Raw genomic sequence first — 22,943 nt, 5'->3', positions numbered from 1 at the left:
TCGGCTACCGCGGCCGTCCCCGCGACATGGCCGAATGTCCGCGCCGCCGGGGGGTACGCCGAGATGGATGGGCGCGGCCCGAGGAGGAAGCCATGCCGAACGACAACGCGGAGCCGGAAGACCGGATCCCGGAGCGGCTGCCACCGCTGGCGCAGTCACCCGACGCCGAGCCCGGGGCCGAGCCCGGGGGAGGGTCCGGCGACTGGCACGCCGCCGGCGCCGACTCGCCCGACGACGTCGACGAACCCGCCGACGACTGACCCCGGCGGCGTCCAGGCGGCGTTCAGGCGGCGTCGCGGCGTCCGGCCGGCGGGGCCGCGCCACCGGGAGCAGGACCTCTGGGAGCAGGGCCTCTGGGAGTAGGGCCGCCGGGAGACGGCGGGGCGAGGTCGGCGCCGCGCGGCGTCCGGTACGGCTCGCGCGCCCGCAGATCCACCGTCTGGATGGTCCGGCTGATGTCGGTCGGGGTGACCAGGCCGACGAGGCGGCCGTCGTCGCCGAGCACCACGGCCCGGCCGTCCGTGCTGCCGCTCATTCGCTGCAGCAACTCGGTGAGCTGGTCGCCGGGGCGGGCGGAGGGTACGTCCGCCGGTGGGCACGCGATGTCCCGCAGCCTGGTGGTCGCCCGGTCGTCCGGTGGCACGCGCCGGACGCGCCCCAGCGTCACCAGCCCGGTGAACCGGCCCTCGTCGTCCACCAGCGGATAGGTGGACAGGTGGTGGCGAAGCACGAGCCGGTCGACCAGGCCGGCCACCGTCTCGTCCGGATGAGCGACGACGGGGTCGCGCGACATGACCTCGCCCACCGTGATCCCGTGGAGGGCGGCGTCGATCTGCGTCTGCTGCTCCTCCGCGGTGGCCGCGTTGACCAGGAACAACCCGATCAGAGCCAGCCAGAAGCCCTGGAGGCCGAGGCCGGAGACGAGGTTGAGGAAGCCCAGCGCGATCAGCGCGTACCCGAAGACCCGTCCGGCCCGGGCGGCGGCGACGGCGGCCCGCATGCGGTCGCCCCAGCGGGCCCACAGGAAGGCGCGCAGCACCCTGCCGCCGTCCAGCGGTGCGGCGGGCACCAGGTTGAACACGGCCAGCAGCACGTTCACCGCGGCCAGGTAGCCGAACATCCCGCTGACCAGCGGTGGCGCCCCGACGACGGAAAGCGCCCAGGACAGGAGGGCGAAGACGCCGGCGAGCACGACGCTGGTCAGCGGCCCCACCCCGGCGATCTTGAGGTCGGCGCCGGGGGAGCGGGGCTCCCCGCGCAGTTCCGCGACCCCGCCGAGCAGCCAGAGCGTGATCCCCGACACCTCGACGCCATGCCGCCTGGCGACGAACGCGTGGGCCAGCTCGTGCGCGAGCAGCGAGGCCATGAAGAGCAGCGCCGACACCAGCGCGGCCAGCACGTACGCCGCGACCGGCAGGCCGGGAAAGGCGATGGGGAAGCGGCCGAAGGCCAGCCCGACCACCAGGATCACGACGATCACGAGGACGCTGATGTTGAGCCCGACCGGGACCCCGCCCACGCGGCCGAGACTGATCGACGATCGCATCCTGCCACCCCCTCGGCCCTCCGCAGTGATTGGCTTACCCACAAAGGCGCAGGTCACGCGGTAGTGGGGGATTGGAGACCTCGACGCCCAGTCAGCGGGACGCCGCCGGAACCGCCGTGCGGAAACCGCGTGACCGTGTGGGAACCGGAACCCGCTCGTGGTGCTCCCACGAGGTAATCGTGGGCAGGGCCTGACCGGCCTCTGGCTAAAGTCGTTGCCCTGCGTTACATACCGACCGTCGAAGGACTGTCGCCATGTCCGATTCATGGGCTGTGAAACGCCGGCTGGCCGACGCGCTCAACGAACACGACCTGGAGGGCGTGCTCGAGGCCTTCAGTCCGGACGCCGTCCTCGTCTCGCCCTTCGGTGTGGCGGAGGGGCATGAGCAGATCGCGTGGATGTACGAGCAGGTCTTCAAGAGCTTTCCCGACTTCCAGCTGATCGTTTGGTACGAAGCCGTCAGCTGCGACGTGCCCTTGATGGTGGAGTGGACGGCCACGGGCACGCACCTCGGGCCTGTCCTGCTGCCGAACGGGAGCGAACTGGAGGGGACCGGTCGTCCGGTCACTTTCCGCGGCACCTGCGCGTCCTTCGTCGAGGACGGCAAGATCAAGACCCACCGGGAGTACTTCGACCAGTTGGAGCTGTACACCCAGCTCGGTCTGTGCCTCACGCAGGCCCCGGGCTGAGCGCTTCTGGCGTGCTCGGCGGCGGCCGCGGACCTCGCCAGGTATGTCCGCGGCCGCCGCCGGGGGATCACCTCAGATAGATGTTCGGTCTGGCGGGCGTGGCCATGCCGTCCCCGAGGAAGAAGCCGGTGTGGGGCGGCTGGTTGTAGGCGGTGTTCTGCCAGGCGATCGCGAGCCGGTACACCGGGTCGTGCATCAGCGTGTAGATCTGCCGGCTCGCCGTCGCGGTCGTGCTGTAGATCCGCAGGGCGGTGTTGTCGCTCGTCGGCCAGACGACCTCCTCGCGCCAGTCGCCGAACAGGTCGGCCGACAGCGAGGGGGTGGACTTGGTGCCGTTGTTGGAGTGCACCCCGCTCGCCGTCAGCAGCCGGGTGTCGGAGCCGGTGCCGTACTTGTCGATGTGGGTGCCGTCGAGCAGCTCCCGGACGGGGTCGGCGTCCCACCACGCGAGGAAGTTCGCCGAGCCCGGCTTGCGCCCGACGTTCTGCCCCTTCGTGTTGTAGATGCCGCTGACGGCGGACGACCACGACTCGGCGCCCGGACTGCCGGACCAGACGTCGTCGGAGACGCCGCGCCCGTTGTCGCAGCCGCAGGAGGCGTTGCTCCAGATGATCGAACCGGTGCGGGCGTCGGCCATCCACGCCGCGGGCTTGCTGGTGTCCTCGTCGACCTTGAACACCTCCAGCCCCGCGCGTGACGGGTCGAGGTCGCCGACGTGCAGCGCGTCGCCGTGGCCGTTGCGGGTGTTCCACAACGCCGAGCCGTTGTCGTTGATCGCCATCGCGCCGAAGACGATCTCGTCCTTGCCGTCGGCGTCCACGTCGGCGACGGCCAGGTTGTGGTTGCCCTGGCCGGTGTACTGACTGCCGGCGGAGTCGGAGTCGAACGTCCACCGCTTGGTCAGCGAGCCGCTGCGGAAGTCCCACGCCGCGATGACCGTACGGGTGTAGTAGCCGCGCGACATGATCAGCGACGGGCGGGCGCCGTCGAGGTAGGCGGTGGCGGCGAGGAAACGGTCGACCCGGTTGCCGTAGTTGTCACCCCAGGAGGAGACCGTGCCGCGCGGCGGGTCGTAGTTCACGGTGGACATCGCCTTGCCGGTCTGGCCGTTGAACATCGTCAGATATTCGGGACCGGACAGGACGTAGCCGGAGGAGTTGCGGTAGTCGGCCGAGGAACTGCCGATGACGACGCCGGTGCCGTCCCTGGTGCCGTCGGCGGTCTTCATGGCCACCTCGGCCCTGCCGTCGCCGTCGTAGTCGTACACCTGGAACTGCGTGTAGTGGGCGCCGGCGCGGATGTTGCGCCCGAGGTCGATCCGCCACATGCGGGTGCCGTTGAGCTTGTACGCGTCGACGAACACGTTGCCGGTGTAGCCCGACTGGGAGTTGTCCTTGGCATTGGACGGGTCCCACTTCAGCACGAACTCGTACTGCCCGTCGCCGTCCAGGTCGCCCACGCTCGCGTCGTTCGCGCTGTAGGTGTAGGCCACCCCGTCGGGCGTGGTGCCGCCGGACGGCGGCTGGATCGGCACGTCCAGGTAGCCGTTGGCCAGGCGCAGCGACGTCTCCGACGCCGCCTGCTCGGCGCCGTTCACCACGGCCCGCACGGTGTACGTGGCGTCGGCGGCGGCCCCGGAGTCGAAGTAGTTCGTGGAGGTGGTGATCGGCGAGGAGTTGAGCTTCGTGGACCCCCGGTAGAGGTTGAACCCGGTGCCGATGTCCTCGGTGCCGAGCAGCCGCCAGGAGACCAGGTTGCCGCTGCCCGACCGCACGCTGATCAGGCCGCGGCCGAGGTCCTCCATCTGCCGCGCGCCCGCCGGGATGCTCGTGGGGCTCGCCGAGGGGCTGGGCGACGGGCTCGGCGACCGCGTCGGGCTCGCACTGGGAGAGGCGCTGGGAGAGGCGCTGGGAGAGGCGCTGGGAGAGGCACTGGGGGACGTACTGGGAGACGCACTGGGGCTGTTCGTGACCCCGCCGGTGCAGGTGGTGCCGTTGAGCGCGAAGCTCGCGGGCACGGGGTTGGACGAGTTGTTCCACGAGCCGTTGAAGCCGAACGACGCCGTGCCGCCGGTGGGAATGGCCGCGTTGTAACCGGCGTCCTTCGCGCTGACCTGCGCGCCGCTCTGGGTGACCGTGGCGTTCCACGCCTGCGTGACGGTCTGGCCCGCGGCGTACGACCAGGTGAGCGTCCAGCCGTTGACCGCGTCGCCGAGGTTGGTGATCGTGACGGCGGCGCCGAAGCCGTCCTGCCACTGGTTGGTCACCTGGTAGTCCACCCGGCAGCCCGCCGCCGCCGAGGCCGGCAGGGCGGGCAGGACCGCGGCCCCCGCGAGCGCGGCGGCCGAGGCCACGGCGGCGAGCAGGGCGGATCTTCGTCGTGTGGTCATCCAAACTCCAAGGGGGTGCCGATGGGAACCGACGGCGGAGCCGTGACGGCGCCCGCGACGCGCGGCGCCGGGACGCGTGGTCGGGCTTGTCCGAAGCGAGACCTCCGGGGGTCGGGCCGAGCCGCGGCGGGTACGGTGCGGCGGGATGCGCCGGGCTGCGCCGGGATGCGACATACAGGGTCATGCGGGGGGTGCCGAGGTGCGCCATCACAACGCGAAACCGGCGGTGTGGTCAATCACCCCCGGTTCAGCGATGTGAACGCAATCATCGGATGCGTCCGGATGAGCGGATCTCCGGCTGGTAGGGCCGTGTACCGCCGCTTCACCTGCGCGGGGGTTCCTCTCTGTCGATCACTGAAACTTTCAGTCCCCGCGCGTCGTACAGACCTGTGAACGAGCACAGATCTGATCTCTCGCCCCGGCTCTGCGGCCTCCGCGCCGGCGCCGCTGCATCCGCGGCCGCGGCGCGGTGCGAAGTCCCTGAAGGAGCCGTACGGCGGCCGGAAGGGGGGGGACGCTGATGCCACAGCCAGCCGAGGTGATCGTCGTCGGCGCGGGGCTCGCGGGCCTGGCCTGCGCCTGGCACCTGCACAAAGCGGGTGTGGCGGTCCGGGTCCTGGAGGCGTCCGACGGCGTGGGCGGCCGGGTCCGCACCGACCTGGTGGACGGCTTCCGCCTCGACCGGGGCTTCCAGATCTTCAACACCAGCTACCCCGAGGCCGCCCGGGTCCTCGACATCGGCGCGCTGGACCTGCGGCGGTTCACCAACGGGGCGATGATCTTCCGGAACGGCCGGCGCGAGCGGGTCGCGCTGCCGTGGCGGCATCCCCGGCATGCGCTCAGCGGCCTGCTCGCGCATGTCGGCACACCGGTGGACAAGGCGGTCCTCGCCGCGGTGACCGCCCGCGACCTGCTGCTGCCCGGCTCCCTCGTACGGCGGCGCGGCGCGGAGCGAACGACGCTGGCCGAGCTGCGGCGCTGGGGCGCGTCCCCCGAGATCGTCGAGAACCTGTTCCGCCCCCTCCTCGCGGGAGTCGTGCTCGAACGGGAGCTGGAGACCTCCAGCCGGATCTTTCACCTCCTGTGGCGGTCGTTCTCCCGCGGCAGGATCGGCGTGCCGGCCCTCGGCATGGAGCGGATCCCCGCGCAGCTCGCCGCCCGGCTGCCGGAGGGCACGATCTCGCTGGAGACGCCGGTGCGCGCGCTGACCCCCGACGGTGTGGCCCTCGCGGGCGGAGGCGAGGTCCCGGGTGCGGCCGTGGTGGTGGCGGTGGATCCGCCCACGGCCGGGCGGCTGGTGCCCGGCCTGCCGGTGCCCGCGATGCGGCCGGTCACGACCTTCTACCACGCCGCCCCGGCCTCGCCCCTCGGCGAGCCCACGCTGATCGTGGACACGAAGGGAGTGATCACCGACACGATCGTGATCACCGATGCCGCGCCCGAATACTCCGCCGACGGACGTGCCCTGATCTCCACCTCGGTCCTCGGCGTCCACGGCGACCGGGACGAGCGCCGGGTGCGGGCCAGGCTCACCGAGATCTACGGTGACACCTCGTCGTGGGAGCACGTCGCCACCTACGCGATCGAGGCGGCCCTGCCCGCGATGCCGCCCCCGATGCCGCTGCGCCGCCCGGTCCGCCTGGAAGCGGTGGGACTCGGCGGCCGCCGCTACGTGTGCGGCGACCACCGCGACACCGGCTCCCACCAGGGCGCGCTGGTCTCCGGACGGCGGGCCGCCCGGGCGGTGCTGGAGGACCTGCACCGGGCGGCGCGGGTCCGGGGCCGCCGCACCGTCCACGCGGCGGCCCGCCGTCCCTGAGGGCCGGGCCTATCTGTCGCCGTTGCCGGGCAGGTCCAGCCAGCGCTGCATGCAGACGATGAGCTCCTCGGCGTCCACCGGCTTGGTGACGTAGTCGCTGGCGCCGGACGTCAGGGTCTTCTCCCGGTCGCCGTGCATGGCCTTGGCGGTGACCGCGATGATCGGGAGCTGGGTGAAGCGCGGCATGGACCGGATGGCGGCGGTGGCGGCATAACCGTCCATCTCCGGCATCATGATGTCCATCAGCACCAGGTCCACGTCGTCGTTGCGCATCAGCACCTCGATGCCCTTGCGGCCGTCCTCGGCGTACAGCACCTGCATGCCGTGCAGTTCGAGGATCGTGGTGAGCGCGAAGACGTTGCGTACGTCGTCGTCCACGACCAGCACCTTGCGGCCGACGAGCGCGCTGTCGACCTTCCCGAGCTCCTGCGCCCCCTCCTCCGACGCCGTCTGCACGAGCGGCAGGACGTTGCCGGGCTCCTCTGCGGACAGGTGCAGCGTGATGCGCTCACGCAGCTCGTCGAGGCTGGGCAGGCGCTCCAGCGGCTGGTTGCGGGAGCGCACCTGCAGCAGGTCCTCCTGCGGGCGCGACAGCTTGCGCGAGTGGTGCGCGAGGACCGGGAGCACGCGCAGCGCGGGATCGGAGTCGAGCCCCTTGAGGAAGTCGGCCGCGGTGTCCTGCGGCATGCCGAGGTCGAGTACCACGCAGTGGACGCTCTCCTGCCGCAGCATCGACAGCGCGGACGGGGCGTCGCTCGCGGTCGACACCTGGACCGGGCCGTGGGTGTCGTGCAGGTCGGCCGCGACGCTCTGGGCCAGCATGGACAGCAGGCCGCCGGGCCGGGCCTCGACGACCAGCAGGCGGCGCCGCGCCCTGTCGTCGTCCCTGCCAGCCGAAATCTGCGCCACCGCGGGCGCCGGCTGCGGGACGGCCGGCCGCGGCCGCGCCTCCCGGGTCTCCGGTTCGTCCCTCTCGGCGTCGTCGACGCGGGCCAGCGGGAGGTAGAGCGTGAACGTGCTGCCCTCGCCCAGCGTGCTGGCCGCGCGGATCTCGCCGCCGAGCAGGGTCGCGATCTCCCGGCTGATCGACAGGCCGAGGCCGGTGCCGCCGTACTTGCGGCTGGTGGTGCCGTCGGCCTGCTGGAAGGCGTCGAAGATCTGCGAGAGGTTCTCGGCGGCGATGCCGATGCCGGTGTCCGCCACGTGGATGGCCAGGATCTCCTGGTCGCCGGCGTCCGGCAGGGCCACACCGGACGCCCGTTCGATGCGCAGCTCGACCGAGCCCGCCTCGGTGAACTTCACCGCGTTCGACAGCAGGTTGCGCAGCACCTGCCGCAGCCGCTGCTCGTCGGTCAGCAGCTCGGCCGGCACGTCGGAGGCCACCGTCACCTCGAACCGCAGGCCCTTCTGCGTGGTGAGCGGGCGGAAGTTGGCGTCCACGTAGTCGAGCAGCTGACGCAGGCTGACCGGCTCCGGCGTGATGTCCATCTTGCCGGCCTCGATCTTGGACAGGTCGAGGATGTCGTTGATGAGCTGGAGCAGGTCGGTGCCGGCCGAGTGGATGACGTTGGCGTACTCCACCTGCTTGGGCGTCAGGTTGCGGGTGGGGTTCTGGGCGAGCAGCTGCGCCAGGATGAGCAGCGAGTTGAGCGGGGTGCGCAGCTCGTGGCTCATGTTGGCGAGGAACTCGCTCTTGTACTTGGACGCCAGGGCGAGCTGCTGGGCCCGGTCCTCCAGCTCCTGACGGGCCTGCTCGATCTCGCTGTTCTTGGTCTCGATGTCGCGGTTCTGCTGGGCCAGCAGCTCCGCCTTCTCCTCCAGTTCGGCGTTCGAGCGCTGCAGCTCCTCCTGCCGCACCTGGAGCTCGGTGGCGAGCCGCTGCGACTCGGCCAGCAGCGCGTCGGTGCGGGCGTTGGCCACGATCGTGTTGACGTTGACGCCGATCGTCTCGACGAGCTGCTCCAGGAAGTCCCGGTGGATCTTGGCGAACCGCCCGAGGCTGGCCAGCTCGATCACGCCGAGCACCTGGTCCTCGACCACGATGGGCAGCACGATGAGGTTGACGGGCCCGGCCTGCCCGAGGCTGGACGACACCGTCAGGTAGCCCGGCGGGATGTCCTCCACCAGGATCGTCCGCCTGGCCTGTGCGGCCTGGCCGACCAGCGAGTCGCCGAAGGCGTACCGGCGCGAGGTCTCGCGGTGGCCGTAGCAGCCGACCACCCGCAACTCCGCGCCCGCCGGGGTCTCCTCGGCCAGCAGGAACGTGCCGTGCTGGGCGTTGACCAGCGGGGCCAGCTCGTTCATGACCAGCTCGGCGACCGCCGACAGGTCGCGGTGACCCTGCATGAGCCCGGACACGCGGGCGAGGTTGGTCTTGAGCCAGTCCTGCTCCTGGTTGGCCCTGGTCGACTCGCGCAGGGACTCCACCATAGAGTTGACGTTGTCCTTGAGGTCGGCCAGCTCGCCCTCGGCGTCGACCGTGATGGACCGGGTCAGGTCGCCGGAGGTCACCGCGCTGGTCACCTCGGCGATCGCGCGGACCTGCCGGGTGAGGTTGCCGGCCAGCTCGTTGACGCTCTCGGTCAGCCGCTTCCAGGTGCCGGAAACGCCCTCGACCTCGGCCTGGCCGCCCAGCCGTCCCTCGGTGCTGACCTCGCGGGCGACGCGGGTGACCTCGGCGGCGAACGAGGACAGCTGGTCGACCATCGTGTTGATGGTCGTCTTCAGCTCCAGGATCTCGCCGCGGGCGACGACGTCGATCTTCCTGGTCAGGTCGCCTCGCGCGACGGCCGTGGTGACCTGGGCGATCGAACGGACCTGGTTGGTCAGGTTGTCGGCCATCGAGTTGACGTTGTCGGTGAGGTCCTTCCAGGTCCCCGCCACGTTGGGCACCCGGGCCTGGCCGCCGAGCTGGCCCTCGGTGCCGACCTCGCGGGCGACGCGGGTGACCTCGTCGGCGAACGCGCTCAGCGTGTCGACCATGGTGTTGATGGTCTGGGCGAGCGCGGCGACCTCGCCCTTGGCCTCGACCGTGATCTTCTGCGACAGGTCGCCCTTTGCGACCGCGGTGGCGACCTGGGCGATCGAACGGACCTGGCTGGTGAGGTTGGACGCCATCACGTTGACGGAGTCGGTCAGGTCCTTCCACGTGCCCGACACTCCGCGTACGGTCGCCTGGCCGCCCAGCCCTCCCTCGGTGCCGACCTCGCGGGCGACGCGGGTGACCTCGTCGGCGAAGGAGGACAGCTGGTCGACCATCGTGTTGATGGTCTCCTTCAGCTCCAGGATCTCGCCGCGGGCGTCGACGCGGATCTTCTGCGACAGGTCGCCCCGGGCGACCGCCGTGGTCACCTCGGCGATGCTGCGCACCTGGTCGGTGAGGTTGTCGGCCATGACGTTCACCGACTCGGTCAGCGCCTTCCAGGTGCCGGAGACGCCCTTGACGTCGGCCTGGCCGCCCAGCCGTCCCTCGGTGCCGACCTCGCGGGCGACGCGGGTGACCTCGTCGGCGAACGCGCTCAGCGTGTCGACCATGGTGTTGATGGTCTGGGCGAGCGCGGCGACCTCGCCCTTGGCCTCGACCGTGATCTTCTGCGACAGGTCGCCCTTGGCGACCGCCGTGGCGACCTGGGAGATGTTGCGGACCTGGCTGGTGAGGTTGCCGGCCATGAAGTTCACCGAGTCGGTGAGGTCGCGCCACGTGCCCGACACGCCCTTGACGTCGGCCTGGCCGCCGAGCTGGCCCTCGGTGCCGACCTCGCGGGCGACGCGGGTGACCTCGTCGGCGAAGGAGGACAGCTGGTCGACCATGGTGTTGACGGTGTTCTTGAGTTCGAGGATCTCGCCGCGGGCGTCGACGGTGATCTTCTGGGAGAGGTCGCCGCGGGCCACGGCCGTGGTCACCTGGGCGATGGAGCGGACCTGGCTGGTGAGGTTGCCGGCCATGAAGTTGACGGAGTCGGTGAGGTCGCGCCAGGTTCCGGCGACGCCGGGGACCTGCGCCTGGCCGCCGAGCCGTCCCTCCGTGCCCACTTCGCGGGCGACGCGGGTGACCTCGTCGGCGAAGGAGGACAGCTGGTCGACCATGGTGTTGACGGTGTTCTTGAGTTCGAGGATCTCGCCGCGGGCGTCGACGGTGATCTTCTGGGAGAGGTCGCCCTTGGCGACGGCGGTGGTGACCTCGGCGATGGAGCGGACCTGGCTGGTGAGGTTGCCGGCCATGAAGTTGACGGAGTCGGTGAGGTCGCGCCAGGTTCCGGCGACGCCGGGGACCTGCGCCTGGCCGCCGAGCTGGCCCTCGGTGCCGACCTCGCGGGCGACGCGGGTGACCTCGTCGGCGAAGGAGGACAGCTGGTCGACCATGGTGTTGACGGTGTTCTTGAGTTCGAGGATCTCGCCGCGGGCGTCGACGGTGATCTTCTGGGAGAGGTCGCCCTTGGCGACGGCGGTGGTGACCTCGGCGATGGAGCGGACCTGGCTGGTGAGGTTGCCGGCCATCGCGTTCACCGAGTCGGTGAGGTCCTTCCAGGTGCCCGAGACCGCCGGCACCTCGGCCTGGCCGCCGAGCTGGCCCTCGGTGCCGACCTCGCGCGCCACGCGCGTCACCTCGGAGGTGAACAGGGACAGCTGGTCGACCATCCCGTTGAAGACGGTCGCGATCTCCTTGAGCAGGCCGTCGCCGTCCTCCGGGAGCCGGGTGCCGAAGTCGCCGTCCCGTACGGCGGTGAGGCCGGCCAGGAGTTGCCGCAGATCCAGTTCCGGGTCACCGCCGGCGGCGCGCGCGGGTCTCGCGCGCTTCGCGGTGCCTGCCCTCTCGACCATGTCCACCCTCACGATCGCCGTTTGACCAGGAGAAAGAAAGCATACAAAGCACTGCCGAAGGCCACGCCTCCTCTGACCGCGGCCGGAGCGGCACACCGGCCTGCAAGGCTACCCGGCGGACGATCTCTGCGGATCGCCCTCGGAGGCGACGTGTCAGTGGCGATCACGACTTCGGGGTACATCCGCGGCGTGCACGTTCCGCGTCTGTGCTCCGTCTTCGCCGCGCGGTGTACGGCGAGGTGCTGCGGGGCCGGGCGGGAGTCCGTCCCTGCCGGGGTGCCCGGCCCGAACCTCAGCCGGTGGAGTCGCGGCCGGCGTCGAAGACCTCCTCGTAGTGCTCACGCGCCTGCTCGACCACCGAGTCGTCGAGCCACGCGACCGGCTCGACCTGGTCGATGAGCGGCTCGTGGTCGGGGCCGCGGCCCACCACACGACCGGTCAGCACCCAGGCGTGCCGTTCCTCGTCATTCTCGGCCAGATGCGTGTATTTGCAGATCTGGCGGGCCAGCCAGTCGCGCAGCGGGAGGGTCCACCAGCGCTCGGCGTCGAGCACGGTCGCCGACAGGCCGGGCAGCTCCAGACGGCTCTCGTAGTCGACGCTCGGCTTGCCGGCGTCGGCCTCGGGCCCCTTGGAGTACCGCAGGTGCAGGCCGGGCCGGTGCTCCACGAGCTCGGTCAGCTCGTCCAGGCTCTTGATGGTGGGTATTCCGCTCACTTCACCCCTCCGCGGTCCCGCTCCGCCCGATCCGCTTCTGGCGGGGGCCTGGCGCGGCTCTCACATCCGCCCTCCTTACGGGCCGCCGCGAAGACCGAAACGGGCTGTCCGCAACCATCCCCCGGCGGTGCTGTCCACCCCTCCCCGCCCGCCGCGAGGGCAAACCCGCACCATGAGAGTGCGCCGTGGTCCGCTCGTACGCGCGTTACTGGGGCGGCGCGGCGGCGGCCTGGTGCCGGCACGCGGCGAGCGGATACTCGGCCGTGTGGTCAGGGACGAACTCCTCGCCGCGGGCGCCCGGCCGTCGCCCGCGCTCGACCGCCTGGTGATCTGCGTGGCCGGCGCCTTCCTGGCACTGCTGCGCGGCTGGGTGGACGGCGACATCGCCGCCACCCCCGCCGAACTCGACGCCACCTTCCGCGCCACCGTCCTCCCCGGCGTGCGGTCCATCCTTGTCCAGCGATAGTCGCCGGGTTCAGAGCCGGGGCTTGTTCGCCTGGTAGAGCCATGCGTCGAAGAAGGAGCGGAGGTTCTGCCCGCTGAGCTTCTCCGCGAGGCTGACGAAGTCGGCCGTGGTCGCCGTGCCGTGCCTGTTCTCCTGCGCCCAGGTCTTCAGCAGGGAGAAGAACACCCTGTCCCCGATCTTCGTGCGCAGGGCGTGGACGGTCATCGCGCCCCGGAGGTACACCGCGTCCTCGTCGAACATGTGCTCCTGGCCGGGATCGCCGGTCTTCAGGTTCCAGAAGTGGCCGGTCTTCCGGTAGTGCCGGTCGAAGATCTCCTTGGCGGACGGCCCGCCGTGCTGCTCCTGGTAGAGCCATTCGGCGTACGTCGCGAAGCCCTCGTTGAGCCAGATGTCGCGCCAGCTCTGCACGCCGACGCTGTCACCGAACCACTGGTGCGCCAGCTCGTGCACGATCTCCGAGTCGTCGGTGGGGCCGCCGCTGTAGACGGGCCGGCCCTGCGTCTCCAGGGCGGTCACGGAGCCGTTGCCGTCGGCGATGCCTCCCGTGGAGGAGAACGGGTAGGGGCCGAAGAGCTTGGTTCCCCACGCGACCGCCTTCGCCGTGACGTCGTGCAGGTTCTTCGACTCCTCGGCCAGCGACGGGTCGTAGGCGGTCACGTTGGGCATGCCGCCGACCGTGCCCTCGCTGACCACGAAGTGCCCGATCGCGATCGTGGCGAGATAGGGCGCCATCGGCTGCCTCATCTCCCACCGCACGGTCTTGTAGCCGTCGTCGTCCGCGCCGTCCGTCCCCGTGTGCTCGCCGTTGGCCAGCACGGTGAGATCCTCGGGTGCGGACACCCGGAAGGAGAAGGTGGCCTTGTCCGCCGGGCTGTCGTTGGCCGGGAACCAGCTGCGCGCGCCGTCCGGCTGGGATGCCACGAACGCGCCGTCCTTGGTCCTGATCCATCCCTGGCGACCGGTCGCGTCCGAGACCGCCTTCGGCGTGCCGGCATAGGAGACCGCGACCGTGAACGTGCTCCCCGACCTCAGTCCCTTGGCAGGGGTGATCACCAGTTCCTGACCGTCGCGGCGGTAGGAGGCCCGGGCGCCGTCCACCGTCACGCCGCTGATCGGCGGCCCGGAGAAGTCGAGGTTGAACCGCGACAGGTTCTGGACGGCGGTCGCGGTGATCGTCGTGGTGGCGTCCACCTCGTGGTCGTCGGGGTCGAACCGCAGGCGCAGGTCGTAGTGCCCGACGTCGTAGCCGCCGTTGCCCTGGAGGGGATAGTAGGGGTCGCCCGCCCCCGCCGACCCGGGGAGGAAGGTGACCGGCTCCGCGGCGGCCGGAGCGGCCGAGGACGCCATCACGGTGAGGCTCGCGGCGAGGGCGGCTAATTTACGCACCATGCCCCCATAATGGGGATTTTTAGCAGAAAGCGGTAATTCGTCCCTAATAGTAACATTAAGGGTGAATTGTCTCATTCATCACACGGGTCACGGGTTCACCCGCTCATCGCCGCGTCCACGAGGTCGAGACCGAGGTCCTGCGCCTGCCGGACCGGCAGACCGGCGTCGGTGAACCAGTCGTCGGTGGCCTCCGGATGCGGGCCGACCACGGCGACCCGGCCCGCGCCGTACGGCGTGACGAGGGCGGCGACGGCGCCATTGGGGTAGGTGGCGAGGACGCTGGCCTTGTTGTCCGGTTCGAGTAGGAAGCAGGGGCCGTCCTGGAAGAACACGCTCCTGTCCCGGCCGCGCCACCGCACGTCGACGAGCGTGTCCTCCTCGTCCTCCACGGTCGCCCCCGGTGTGGCGATGTACTGGTCGGTGTCGCCCGGCAGCAGGGCGAACCCCGGGGTGGCTCCGGCGAGATAGCCGCCGAGGCAGAAGCCGAGATAGCGGCCGCCTTTGGCGACGAAGTCACGGAGCAGGCCGCGATGCCGCCTGAGGTGCCGGTAGCCGCGGTCCAGATCCCCGCCACCGGGCTGGGCGTACACGGCGGCCTGGGCCAGCGCCTCCGCCGTGAGCGGGACCTCCTCGTGCGGGCCGGTGTAGCGGACGTCGAAGCCCCAGCGGCTGGCCTCCAGCAATCCGGCGACCGCCTCCGAGCATCCGGCGATGGAGGCCGGGCCCCGGTAGACGAGCGCGATCGGCCGTCCGGAGCGTGGCGGAGGGGCCTTCTCGGGACGGAGGACGCGGCGGAGGGTTTTGAGGATGCCCGTAGTGGATCCCATGTGTTTGTCCCCGATCTCTCAGGCGAGGCCGGCCTGCGCCGGGATGCCTCGCCAGCTCGTGCCCGGCGTGAGCCGCTCGCCCTTCATCAGCAGCGACAGAGCGCCGAGCGACACGTCCTCGCCCATCACCGAGTCGTAGAGCACCACGGCGCGGGCGCCGATGCTCGCGCCGGACCGTACGGTCACCGCGGACATCTTCATGACCCGGTCCTCGAAGAGATGGGTCTGCAGTGACACCCCCGATCCGATCGCGACGTCGTCACCGATTTCCACGAGGTCGAACTCGGTCAGGTAGGTGGTCGCTATACAGGTGCGCCTGCCGATGCGGGCCCCGAACCACCGCAGCACGGGCGGGAGGAACGGGGTGCCGGCCAGGAGAGCGACGCCGGCCGGAACCGCGGCGGCCTCGTACAGCCCGGTGACGAACTCCGTGCGCCGGACGAACCGGCTCCACAACGGCTCCACCCTCGGCCGGTACACGCCGATGAGGAGTCGCTTGGCGGCGACGCAGCAGCCGATCATCGCCAGCCCTGCCGCACCGGCGACGAGCGGCGCGGCGGCCGCGACCGCGGGCAGGGGCAGGACGCGGGCGAGCGCGTGCACGCCCAGCAGGTAGAGGTAGAAACCCGCGCCGAACAGCGTCGCCGGGAGGGTGGTGCGGAAGAACTCGATGCCCAGGCGGTGAAGCACCAGCCCGCGAGCCGGCCGGAACGTCTGGTCCTCCGAGAACGAGCCGCTCTCCTGCCGTACGGGAAGGTGGATCGGGGGAGAGCCCAGCCACGAGGTGTCCTCGGGCACGCCGTCGCGCGGCGGGACCGTGCTGACACCCACCAGGGACCCCGGTCCCATCCGCGTCCCCGCCGGGATGACGGCCGCGTTGCCGACGAACGCGCGCCTGCCCACCTCGGTCGGCAGGAAGGCGACGTGACCATGGGCGAAACTGGCGGCGCCGACGCTGGCCATGTCCGCGACGAAGCTCTCCTCGCTCAGCGTGAGGAGGTCGGGATCGAGTTGTGCGGCCGTGGACACCTCGGCGCGACGGCCGACCCGCGCACCGAGCAGCCGCAGCCACGGGGAGGTGTACAGCGTGCCGTAGAGCGAGTTGGTCGACCTCAGGCTGAGCTCCAGGAGCTTGTCCACCGCCCACTTGCGTACGCCGAGCCAGGAACGCGCCGAATGGACGCCGACCGGCGCCTTCGGCAGGACGAGACGTTTGCCGGCGGCCACCGCCGCGCAGACGACGACCACGTACAGCGGGCCCGCCACCAGGACGGCGGCCGGACCGGCCGCGAGGCCCCAGGCGGCCACGGCCGCCCAGACGACCAGGACGCTCGGCACGATCGAGGCCAGCATGATCGCCTCAAGGCAGCAGAGGACGGCCACCGTCGCGGCCACGTGACGCGCCTTCCACCCGGGCGGGGCAGGGGCGCGCAGCATCGTCTCCACCACGGGCCCGAGAGACTCCACGGGAGTCGGCGGCGACCCGGCCCACCGTTCGCCCTCCGGCACCGTCTCGCCCCGCGTCAGCGCCGACTGGTCGCCGAGCCCGGCGTGGGCGGCGACCCGTGCGCCCGGCGCGAGCACGACGCCGTTCCCGACGAACGCGTGCGGACCGACCTCCAGGGGGGCGACGACCACCCAGCCGTCCACCACCGCCCACGCGTGCAGGGAGGCCCGGTATCCGATCGAGGCGCCCGCACCGATCCGCAGCAGCGACGGGAGGTTGACGTCGGCCGTAGCGACGGCGGCGCCGGGCCCGACCCGCGCGCCGAGCAGCCGCAGGTACGCCCCCATCATGGGGGAGCCGCTCAGCAGCGGCAGCGGGGAGACCGACAGCAGCAACTGCAGTGTCCACAGCCGCAGGTAGGTGGCGCCCCACAACGGGTATCGGCCGGGCCGGATCCCGGCAGCCAGCGGTCGCGCGAGCAGGACCGGCAGCAGCCAGCGCACCCAGAGGTAGGCGGTCATCGCGGCCAGCGCCAGCGTGGCGAGCATGCCGGCGCCGGCCGCGGGCAGCAGCAGCCACCCCTCGTCCCTCCTGGGGACCCCGGGGATCGGACGGGGGTTGGTCCACCCGTGCAACGTGACGGAGACCGGCAGCGTGATCACGAGTAGCAGCAGGTAGATGACCGCGCTCTGCGCGGCCCCGGCGAGCGCGATCCGGCGGCCGCCGTGCCGCAGGGGAGCCGGGCGGGGCGGGGCGGCCGGCTCGGGCACACCCGTACGGCCGCCCAGATGCGCGGCGAGGCGGCGCAGGGTGGGGTTGGCGTAGAGGTCGCGCACCGCGAGGCCCGCGCCGATCTCACCGGCGCGCAGCAGCGACACCACGCGTGCCGCCAGCAGGGAGTGACCGCCGAGGTCGGTGAAGAAGTCCGCCTCGACCGACAGCGACTCGGGGGCGAGGCCGAACGCCTCCGCCCACACCTCACGCAGGCGTGTCTCCAGCTCACCTTCGGCGGGCGTCACCGGCCCGGGGCCCACGAGGCGACGGCCGGTCGGCGGGGGCAGCCTCCTGCGGTCCACCTTGCCGCTCGGCATGGCCGGCAGTGCGGCCACGACGTCCAGGAACGAGGGGAGCATGTACGACGGCAGCCTGCGGCGCAGCCGGTCGTGAAGCCGCCCGGCGAGGGCCCGGTCGCCGTCCCCGTTGGCCGCCGCGGGCACGACGTATGCGGCGAGTTCGCCGCCGGAGGCGCCCGTGCCGGGCACGGGCATGAGGGCGGCCACGGCCTCGGCGACGCCGGCGTCCTCCAGCAGCACGTTCTCGATCTCGCCCAGGTCCACCCGATGTCCCCGGATCTTCACCTCGGAGTCGGCGCGGCCCAGATACTCGATCTCCCCGGTCGCGGTCACGCGGCCGAGGTCACCGGTGCGGTACAACCTGCCGCCGGGGGAGGCCAGCGGATGCCGGATGAAGCGGTCGGCGGTCAGGTCGGGACGGCCGACGTAGCCGCGGGCGACGCCGGGCCCCCCGATGCAGATCTCGCCGACCTCGCCGTCCGGCACCGGGTCGCGCCGCTCGTCGAGCAGCACGACGGAGTAGGTCGGCAACGGCCGGCCGATGGTGACCGGCCGCCCCGGGAGCAGTTCGGCGCAGGTCGCGGTGACGGTCGCCTCGGTGGGCCCGTACGTGTTGAGGATCCGGCGGCCCGGCCGGCTCCACCGCTCCACCAGCCGGGGCGGGCAGGGCTCGCCCCCGACGATCAGTGTGCGCAGGCGCGGCAGCTCACGCGGGATCGTCGCGAGCAGGGTCGGGACGCAGTAGAGCATCGTGATGCCGCTCTGGTCCAGGAAGTCCGCGAGCTCCGCGCCGAACTGCGGTAAGCCGGCCGGGCCCGCGACGAGGGCGGCGCCGGCCGACCACGTCGGCCAGATCTCCTCGATGGAGAAGTCGAAGGAGATCGTCATCCCCTGGTAGACCCGGTCGTGCGGCCGCACGCCGTACAGGCCCGGCACGATGTCGAGGAAGTTGCGGATGCTCGACTGCGCCACCTCGACGCCCTTCGGCCGGCCGCTCGACCCGGAGGTGTACATGACGTACGCGACCGGATCGTCGTCGGCCGCGCCGTCGAGCGGGCGGGTGATCGGCGCGGCGGCGGCGAGGCCGGCGGAGGCGTCGAGGTCGAGCACGCGGTGCCCCAGCGCGACGACGGTCAACGACCGGTCCGACGTGGTGAGCACGAGGTCGACGCCGGCGTCGTCGAGGATGTAGCCGACCCGGTCCGGCGGCGACTGGGGGTCGATCGGCACGAACGCCGCGCCCGCCTTGCCCACCGCGAGCAGCGCCACGTATGTGTGCACCGACCTCGGCAGCAGGATCGCGACGCGGGATCCGCATCCGATCCCCAGGTCGCGCAGCAGGTGCGCCAGCCGGTTCGCCCGGGCGTCCAGCGCGGCGTACGTCAACCTCAGCTGTCCGCACTCCAGAGCCGTCGCCCCCGGCGTCAGGTCACAACGTGCCTCGAAGACGTGGTGCAGCCGTCCGCGTGATCGCCTGGACGGAATCCGCGGGCCGCTCCCGACCCGTGCTGTTCGCGATGCGTGACTCGGCATGATCACCCTTTGGCCGATCGCGTGTGACTTGGGCGGGTTCGTCGATCCACACGAGAAGTGCCCGGCGCGACCCGCGAGACGGACGCGGGATCATGTCCGCCGCCGGATCCCCTGATGCCCGATGACACCGCCATGAGGCGGTCGTCCTAGGGAGTGTGTGCCCCCGATGCCGCTACGCTCCGGCAGCGAATTCCCCAGACAGGGCAAAAGTACGGCGATGACGGCCGAGCCGCCCTCAGGGGCGCTGCTCGCGTTCGGCGAGGAGGCGGGTGGTCTCCTCGGAGACCTCGCTGGCGAGAACCGCCGTGACCACGTCGATCAGGTGGCTGGTGAACAGGCGGTCGTCCCGTGCCGGGGCCGCGCCCGCCCGGCGGGCCAGCTCCACGTACGTCATGCGGATCGCCATGAAGCGCTGGTGCAGGCGTACGGCGGCCTCGGGGAGCAGCGGGGCGACCAGCTCCCGCCAGCGGCCGATGCTGCCGCCGCCGTCATCGGGGATGCTGGGCGGCATGCGGTGGAGCAGTTGCTCCATGACACGCAGGTAGGCCCGGCCGCCGTCGGGGTCGGCCAGTTTGGCGGCGGCCGGGCGGACGAGCGCGGCGGCGAGCGTGCGGCGCGCCTGGGCCGGCGGCAGCGGGCCGCGTGCCTCGTACTCGTCCAGAAGCTGGTGGCGCCGCGCCTCGATCTCCGGCCGGTGCTTGGCGAGCACCGCCTTCAGCAGCCCGGCGCGGTCGCCGAAGTGGTACTGCAGCGCGCTGGAGTTGCGCTGCCCGGCGGCGGCGTTGATCTCGCGCAGCGAGACCGCGTCGATGCCGCGCTCGGCGAACAGGCGTTCCGCGGCGTCCACGAGCCGCCGGACCGTGGTCTCCGCCGCCATCACGCCTCCCTTGTCGCCCGTACGCCCGAAGGATACGGTATTTCAGGCGATCGCCTTATATGGTGCGGCAGCCGCATTAGCGGGCCCGAGGGAGGATCATGGCCATCGACTTCACGCTCGCTCCCGAGCACGAGGAGATACGCGCACGGGTGCGGACGTTCGTCCAGGAGACCGTGATCCCGGCGGTGAAGCCGTTCGAGGACTCCGAGGAGAAGGCGCTCACCCGGGACGAGTACCTGCGCACGATCTTCGACCTGCGCCGCCGGGCCAAGGAGGAGGGGCTCTGGCTGCCGCACATGCCCGAGGAGTGGGGCGGCATGGGCCTCGGCCACGTCGAACTGGCCATGGTGCAGGCCGAGGCGGCCAAGACCAGGCTCGGCCCGTGGGTGCTCAACTGCGCGGCGCCCGACGAGGGCAACATGCACACGCTGCTGCACTGGGGCACCGACGAGCAGAAGGAGCGCTACCTGCGTCCGCTGCTCGACGGCGTGAAGATGTCGTGCTTCGCGATGACCGAGCCCGAGGTGGCCGGCTCCGATCCCACGCTCATTCGTACGAACGCCGTGAAGGACGGCGACGAATGGGTGATCAACGGGCACAAGTGGTTCATCTCCAACGCCCGCAGGGCGAGCTTCGCGATCCTGATCGCCAAGACGGAGTTCGACCTGCCGGAGGGCGCGCGGGGAGCCAACACCGCCTTCCTCGTGGACCTGCCCGCCGAGGGCTGGCACGACGTACGCGAGATCGAGACCATGCACGGCTCGACCGGCCACAGCGAGATCGTCATCACCGACCTGCGCGTGCCGGACTCCGCGGTGCTCGGCGGGCGGGGCAACGGCCACCGGCTGGGGCAGTACCGCCTCGGCCCGGCCAGGCTGGCGCACTGCATGCGGTGGATATCGCAGGCGGAGACGGCCCTCGACATGATGGTGGGCAGGGCGCTGGACAGGTACAGCCACGGGTCGCTGCTCGCCGGCAAGCAGGGCGTGCAGTGGATGATCGCCGACTCGGCGATGGAGCTGTACCAGTGCAAGCTCATGGTGCTGCACGCCGCCTCGAAGATCGACAAGGGCGAGGACTTCCGCACCGAGGTCTCGATGGCCAAGCACTTCGTGGCGAACAGCCTCAACCGGATCGTCGACCGTGCCATCCAGATCCACGGGGCGCTCGGCTACTCGACCGACACCCCGCTGGCGCACATGTTCCAGCACGCCCGATGGGCCAGGTTCGCCGACGGCGCCGACGAGATCCACCAGATGCGCATCGCGGAACGGACGATCGAGGCCTACCGGGCCACCGGCTCGACCAGGGCCGCGACGGGAGGGCTCCCACTGTGAACACCGACGACATCTCCGGCAAGGTCGCGCTCGTCACCGGGGGCGCGGGCGGCATCGGCGCGGGCGTGGCCCGCCGCCTGGCGGCGTACGGCGCGCACGTCGTGCTGGCCGACGTCGACGCCGAGGCCGGCGCGCGCACCGCGGAGGAGATCGGCGCCTCGTTCGTCCGGACCGACGTGTCCCGGCTGGAGGACAACCAGGCCGCGGTCGCGCTCGCGGTCGAGCGGCACGGCGGGCTCGACCTCGCCTTCCTCAACGCGGGCGTCGCCTCGGGCTGCGGGCTCGGCGAGGACTTCGACCTCGACCGCTACCGGCGCGTGATGGGGATCAACCTCGACGGCGTCGTCTTCGGCGTGCACGCCGCGCTGCCGGCGATGCGGGCCGGAGGTGTGATCGTGGCGACCGCCAGCATGGCGGGGATCGTGGGCATTCCGCAGGATCCCGTCTACGCGGCCAACAAGCACGCGGTCGTCGGGCTCGTCCGCTCGCTCGGCCCCCAGTTGGAGCCCCTCGGCATCCGGGTGCAGGGGTTGTGCCCGTCGTTCGCGGACACCGCGATCCTGGACGGCGACATCAAGACGCTGCTGGACGAGCTGAAGTTCCCGATCCTCGACGTCGAGACGGTCGTCGACGCGTTTGTCTCGCTGCTGGCGAGCGAGGGCACCGGGGAGTGCTGGTTCGTCGTGCCGGGCCGCGAGAGCGAGCCCTTCGCCTTCCGCCGCGCTCCCGGGCCGCGGTGAGCTGGTATGACCGGGTTGTCGGCTTTCGGGCGATGAGGGCGATGATTCGGTAGCGTGCCGCTGTCGATTCGGTCGCGGAACGAGGACGACGATGACCACCTGGGCGGACTTCCAGTACGAGATCTACCTCAACGGCATGACGGGGGCCGTGCCCCGGCTGCCGACCGACCTGACCCGGCTGGAGGAGATGGCCGAGCGGCGGCTCGGCCCGGGCCCGTTCGGGTACGTCGCCGGGAGCGCGGGCAGCGGGCGCACCGGGCGTGCCAACCGCGAGGCGCTCGACCGCTGGCGGATCGTGCCGCGGATGCTCCGCGACGTGCGCGAACGCGACCTGTCGGTGACCGTGCTCGGCAGGAAGCTGCCCGCGCCGCTGGCGCTGGCGCCGATCGGCGTGCTGTCGATCATGCACCCCGAGGCCGAGCGGGCCGCCGCCCGCGCGGCGGCGGCGCTGGGCGTGCCCTTCGCCTTGTCGTCGGCCTCCAGCACGCCGATGGAGGACGTCGCGGCGGCCATGGGGGACGGCGAGCGGTGGTTCCAGCTCTACTGGGGCAAGGACCGCGAGGTCACCCTCAGCTTCCTCGCCCGGGCCAAGGCGGCGGGGTTCACGGTGCTCGTCGTCACCCTCGACACCCCGCTGCTGGCCTGGCGGCCCCGCGACCTCGACCAGGCGTACCTGCCGTTCCTGCGCGGCGTCGGCACGGCCAACTACTTCACCGACCCGGCGTTCCAGGCCGGGCTCGCCCGGCCGGTGCACGAGGACCCGAACGCGGCGGTCCTGCACTTCGTGGGCATGTTCGGCGACCCGGGCAAGACATGGCCGGACCTCGCACTGCTGCGCGAGCACTGGGACGGCCCGATCGTGTTGAAAGGCGTCCTGCACCCCGACGACGCCCGCCTGGCGGCCGACGCCGGAATGGACGGCGTCGTCGTCTCCAACCACGGTGGACGCCAGGTCAACGGCTCGATCGGGGCGGCCGACGCCCTGCCGGCCGTCGCCGACGCCGTGGCCGACCGGCTCACCGTGCTGTTCGACGGCGGCATCCGCACCGGGGACGACGTCGTCAAGGCGCTCGCGCTCGGCGCCAGGACCGTGCTGCTCGGCCGTCCGTACGCGTACGGGCTGGGGCTGGACGGGCAGGCCGGGGTGGAGCACGTGATCCGCTGCGTGCTCGCGGAGACCGATCTCACCCTGGCCCTGTCCGGCTGCGCCGGCGTCGCCGCGCTCACCCCCGACCTGCTCACGCGGATCTGACCCGGCCCGCGCGCAGCGGGCGC

15 protein-coding genes are annotated in these 22,943 nt (G+C 71.6%); 7 read left to right on the top strand and 8 right to left on the bottom strand.

What is annotated here, in order from left to right; translation table 11 throughout:
* Positions 1-92: 92 nt before the first annotated feature.
* Positions 93-260 (top strand): hypothetical protein, encoded by a 168-nt coding sequence (locus HHX41_RS32725; protein ID WP_182909034.1) that lies wholly within the window; start codon positions 93-95, stop codon positions 258-260.
* Between the two features lie 23 nt (positions 261-283).
* Here the strand turns inward: HHX41_RS32725 and HHX41_RS32720 are convergent, their stop codons facing one another.
* Entirely contained in the window at positions 284-1,546 is a 1,263-nt protein-coding gene (locus HHX41_RS32720; protein ID WP_182909033.1) for a site-2 protease family protein, read from the bottom strand.
* A 254-nt stretch (positions 1,547-1,800) separates the two neighbouring features.
* On the opposite strand from HHX41_RS32720, the gene HHX41_RS32715 reads away from it, so the two are divergent.
* Complete coding sequence (locus HHX41_RS32715) at positions 1,801-2,235, top strand: ester cyclase (RefSeq protein WP_182909032.1); 435 nt, start codon at positions 1,801-1,803, stop codon at positions 2,233-2,235.
* Between the two features lie 67 nt (positions 2,236-2,302).
* On the opposite strand, the gene HHX41_RS32710 is transcribed toward HHX41_RS32715, so the two are convergent.
* Positions 2,303-4,624: a cellulose binding domain-containing protein gene (locus HHX41_RS32710; RefSeq protein ID WP_182909031.1), complete on the bottom strand. Its 2,322-nt coding sequence runs from the start codon at positions 4,622-4,624 to the stop codon at positions 2,303-2,305.
* Between the two features lie 520 nt (positions 4,625-5,144).
* On the opposite strand from HHX41_RS32710, the gene HHX41_RS32705 reads away from it, so the two are divergent.
* A complete protein-coding gene (locus tag HHX41_RS32705) occupies positions 5,145-6,443 on the top strand; it encodes an NAD(P)/FAD-dependent oxidoreductase (protein ID WP_182909030.1) in 1,299 nt (432 codons plus the stop codon).
* Between the two features lie 9 nt (positions 6,444-6,452).
* On the opposite strand, the gene HHX41_RS32700 is transcribed toward HHX41_RS32705, so the two are convergent.
* Together HHX41_RS32700 and HHX41_RS32695 are read right to left on the bottom strand one after the other, a co-directional pair.
* Positions 6,453-11,264 (bottom strand): HAMP domain-containing protein, encoded by a 4,812-nt coding sequence (locus tag HHX41_RS32700; protein WP_182909029.1) that lies wholly within the window; start codon positions 11,262-11,264, stop codon positions 6,453-6,455.
* A 292-nt stretch (positions 11,265-11,556) separates the two neighbouring features.
* On the bottom strand, positions 11,557-11,979 hold the full coding sequence (locus HHX41_RS32695) for a DUF6098 family protein (RefSeq protein WP_310742291.1): 423 nt from the start codon (positions 11,977-11,979) through the stop codon (positions 11,557-11,559).
* A gap of 172 nt (positions 11,980-12,151) precedes the next feature.
* Here HHX41_RS32695 and HHX41_RS32690 point away from each other — a divergent pair, with 172 nt between their 5' ends.
* Positions 12,152-12,445, top strand: a complete 294-nt coding sequence (locus HHX41_RS32690) for a hypothetical protein (protein ID WP_182909028.1) — start codon at positions 12,152-12,154, stop codon at positions 12,443-12,445.
* A 9-nt stretch (positions 12,446-12,454) separates the two neighbouring features.
* Here the strand turns inward: HHX41_RS32690 and HHX41_RS32685 are convergent, their stop codons facing one another.
* From HHX41_RS32685 to HHX41_RS32670, 4 genes are all read right to left on the bottom strand, one after another.
* Positions 12,455-13,834, bottom strand: coding sequence for a M1 family metallopeptidase (locus HHX41_RS32685; protein ID WP_182909027.1), 1,380 nt, complete (start codon positions 13,832-13,834; stop codon positions 12,455-12,457).
* Between the two features lie 95 nt (positions 13,835-13,929).
* Positions 13,930-14,661: a BPL-N domain-containing protein gene (locus HHX41_RS32680; protein WP_169986801.1), complete on the bottom strand. Its 732-nt coding sequence runs from the start codon at positions 14,659-14,661 to the stop codon at positions 13,930-13,932.
* Positions 14,662-14,679: 18 nt separating this feature from the next.
* Complete coding sequence (locus HHX41_RS32675) at positions 14,680-18,714, bottom strand: Pls/PosA family non-ribosomal peptide synthetase (protein ID WP_182909026.1); 4,035 nt, start codon at positions 18,712-18,714, stop codon at positions 14,680-14,682.
* Positions 18,715-18,949: 235 nt separating this feature from the next.
* Complete coding sequence (locus HHX41_RS32670) at positions 18,950-19,591, bottom strand: helix-turn-helix domain-containing protein (RefSeq protein ID WP_182909025.1); 642 nt, start codon at positions 19,589-19,591, stop codon at positions 18,950-18,952.
* Between the two features lie 98 nt (positions 19,592-19,689).
* On the opposite strand from HHX41_RS32670, the gene HHX41_RS32665 reads away from it, so the two are divergent.
* The 3 genes from HHX41_RS32665 (at position 19,690) to HHX41_RS32655 (ending at position 22,920) form a co-directional block, all read left to right on the top strand.
* Positions 19,690-20,928, top strand: a complete 1,239-nt coding sequence (locus HHX41_RS32665) for an acyl-CoA dehydrogenase family protein (RefSeq protein ID WP_182909024.1) — start codon at positions 19,690-19,692, stop codon at positions 20,926-20,928.
* Positions 20,925-21,668, top strand: coding sequence for an SDR family NAD(P)-dependent oxidoreductase (locus tag HHX41_RS32660; protein WP_169986614.1), 744 nt, complete (start codon positions 20,925-20,927; stop codon positions 21,666-21,668). Before HHX41_RS32665 ends, HHX41_RS32660 begins: the two co-directional genes overlap by 4 nt.
* A 91-nt stretch (positions 21,669-21,759) precedes the next feature.
* Positions 21,760-22,920 carry a lactate 2-monooxygenase gene (locus HHX41_RS32655; RefSeq protein WP_169986809.1) on the top strand — a complete coding sequence of 387 codons (1,161 nt, stop codon included), beginning with the start codon at positions 21,760-21,762 and terminating at the stop codon, positions 22,918-22,920.
* The last annotated feature ends 23 nt before the right edge of the window (positions 22,921-22,943 follow it).

Origin of the sequence: Microbispora sp. H13382 (genome assembly GCF_014161445.1) — a bacterium.
Taxonomy (GTDB): Bacteria; Actinomycetota; Actinomycetes; order Streptosporangiales; family Streptosporangiaceae; genus Microbispora.
Note: the sequence above shows the minus strand (reverse complement) of the source record. Positions and strands in the feature narration are given on the sequence as shown.

What these genes read in the sequence shown, in the direction of transcription:
- HHX41_RS32725 (WP_182909034.1), top strand. Translation starts at nt 93, where the DNA reads ATGCCGAACGACAACGCGGAGCCGGAAGACCGGATCCCGGAGCGGCTG.
- HHX41_RS32720 (WP_182909033.1), bottom strand. Translation starts at nt 1,546, where the DNA reads ATGCGATCGTCGATCAGTCTCGGCCGCGTGGGCGGGGTCCCGGTCGGG.
- HHX41_RS32715 (WP_182909032.1), top strand. Translation starts at nt 1,801, where the DNA reads ATGTCCGATTCATGGGCTGTGAAACGCCGGCTGGCCGACGCGCTCAAC.
- HHX41_RS32710 (WP_182909031.1), bottom strand. Translation starts at nt 4,624, where the DNA reads ATGACCACACGACGAAGATCCGCCCTGCTCGCCGCCGTGGCCTCGGCC.
- HHX41_RS32705 (WP_182909030.1), top strand. Translation starts at nt 5,145, where the DNA reads ATGCCACAGCCAGCCGAGGTGATCGTCGTCGGCGCGGGGCTCGCGGGC.
- HHX41_RS32700 (WP_182909029.1), bottom strand. Translation starts at nt 11,264, where the DNA reads ATGGTCGAGAGGGCAGGCACCGCGAAGCGCGCGAGACCCGCGCGCGCC.
- HHX41_RS32690 (WP_182909028.1), top strand. Translation starts at nt 12,152, where the DNA reads ATGAGAGTGCGCCGTGGTCCGCTCGTACGCGCGTTACTGGGGCGGCGC.
- HHX41_RS32685 (WP_182909027.1), bottom strand. Translation starts at nt 13,834, where the DNA reads ATGGTGCGTAAATTAGCCGCCCTCGCCGCGAGCCTCACCGTGATGGCG.
- HHX41_RS32680 (WP_169986801.1), bottom strand. Translation starts at nt 14,661, where the DNA reads ATGGGATCCACTACGGGCATCCTCAAAACCCTCCGCCGCGTCCTCCGT.
- HHX41_RS32675 (WP_182909026.1), bottom strand. Translation starts at nt 18,714, where the DNA reads ATGCCGAGTCACGCATCGCGAACAGCACGGGTCGGGAGCGGCCCGCGG.
- HHX41_RS32670 (WP_182909025.1), bottom strand. Translation starts at nt 19,591, where the DNA reads ATGGCGGCGGAGACCACGGTCCGGCGGCTCGTGGACGCCGCGGAACGC.
- HHX41_RS32665 (WP_182909024.1), top strand. Translation starts at nt 19,690, where the DNA reads ATGGCCATCGACTTCACGCTCGCTCCCGAGCACGAGGAGATACGCGCA.
- HHX41_RS32655 (WP_169986809.1), top strand. Translation starts at nt 21,760, where the DNA reads ATGACCACCTGGGCGGACTTCCAGTACGAGATCTACCTCAACGGCATG.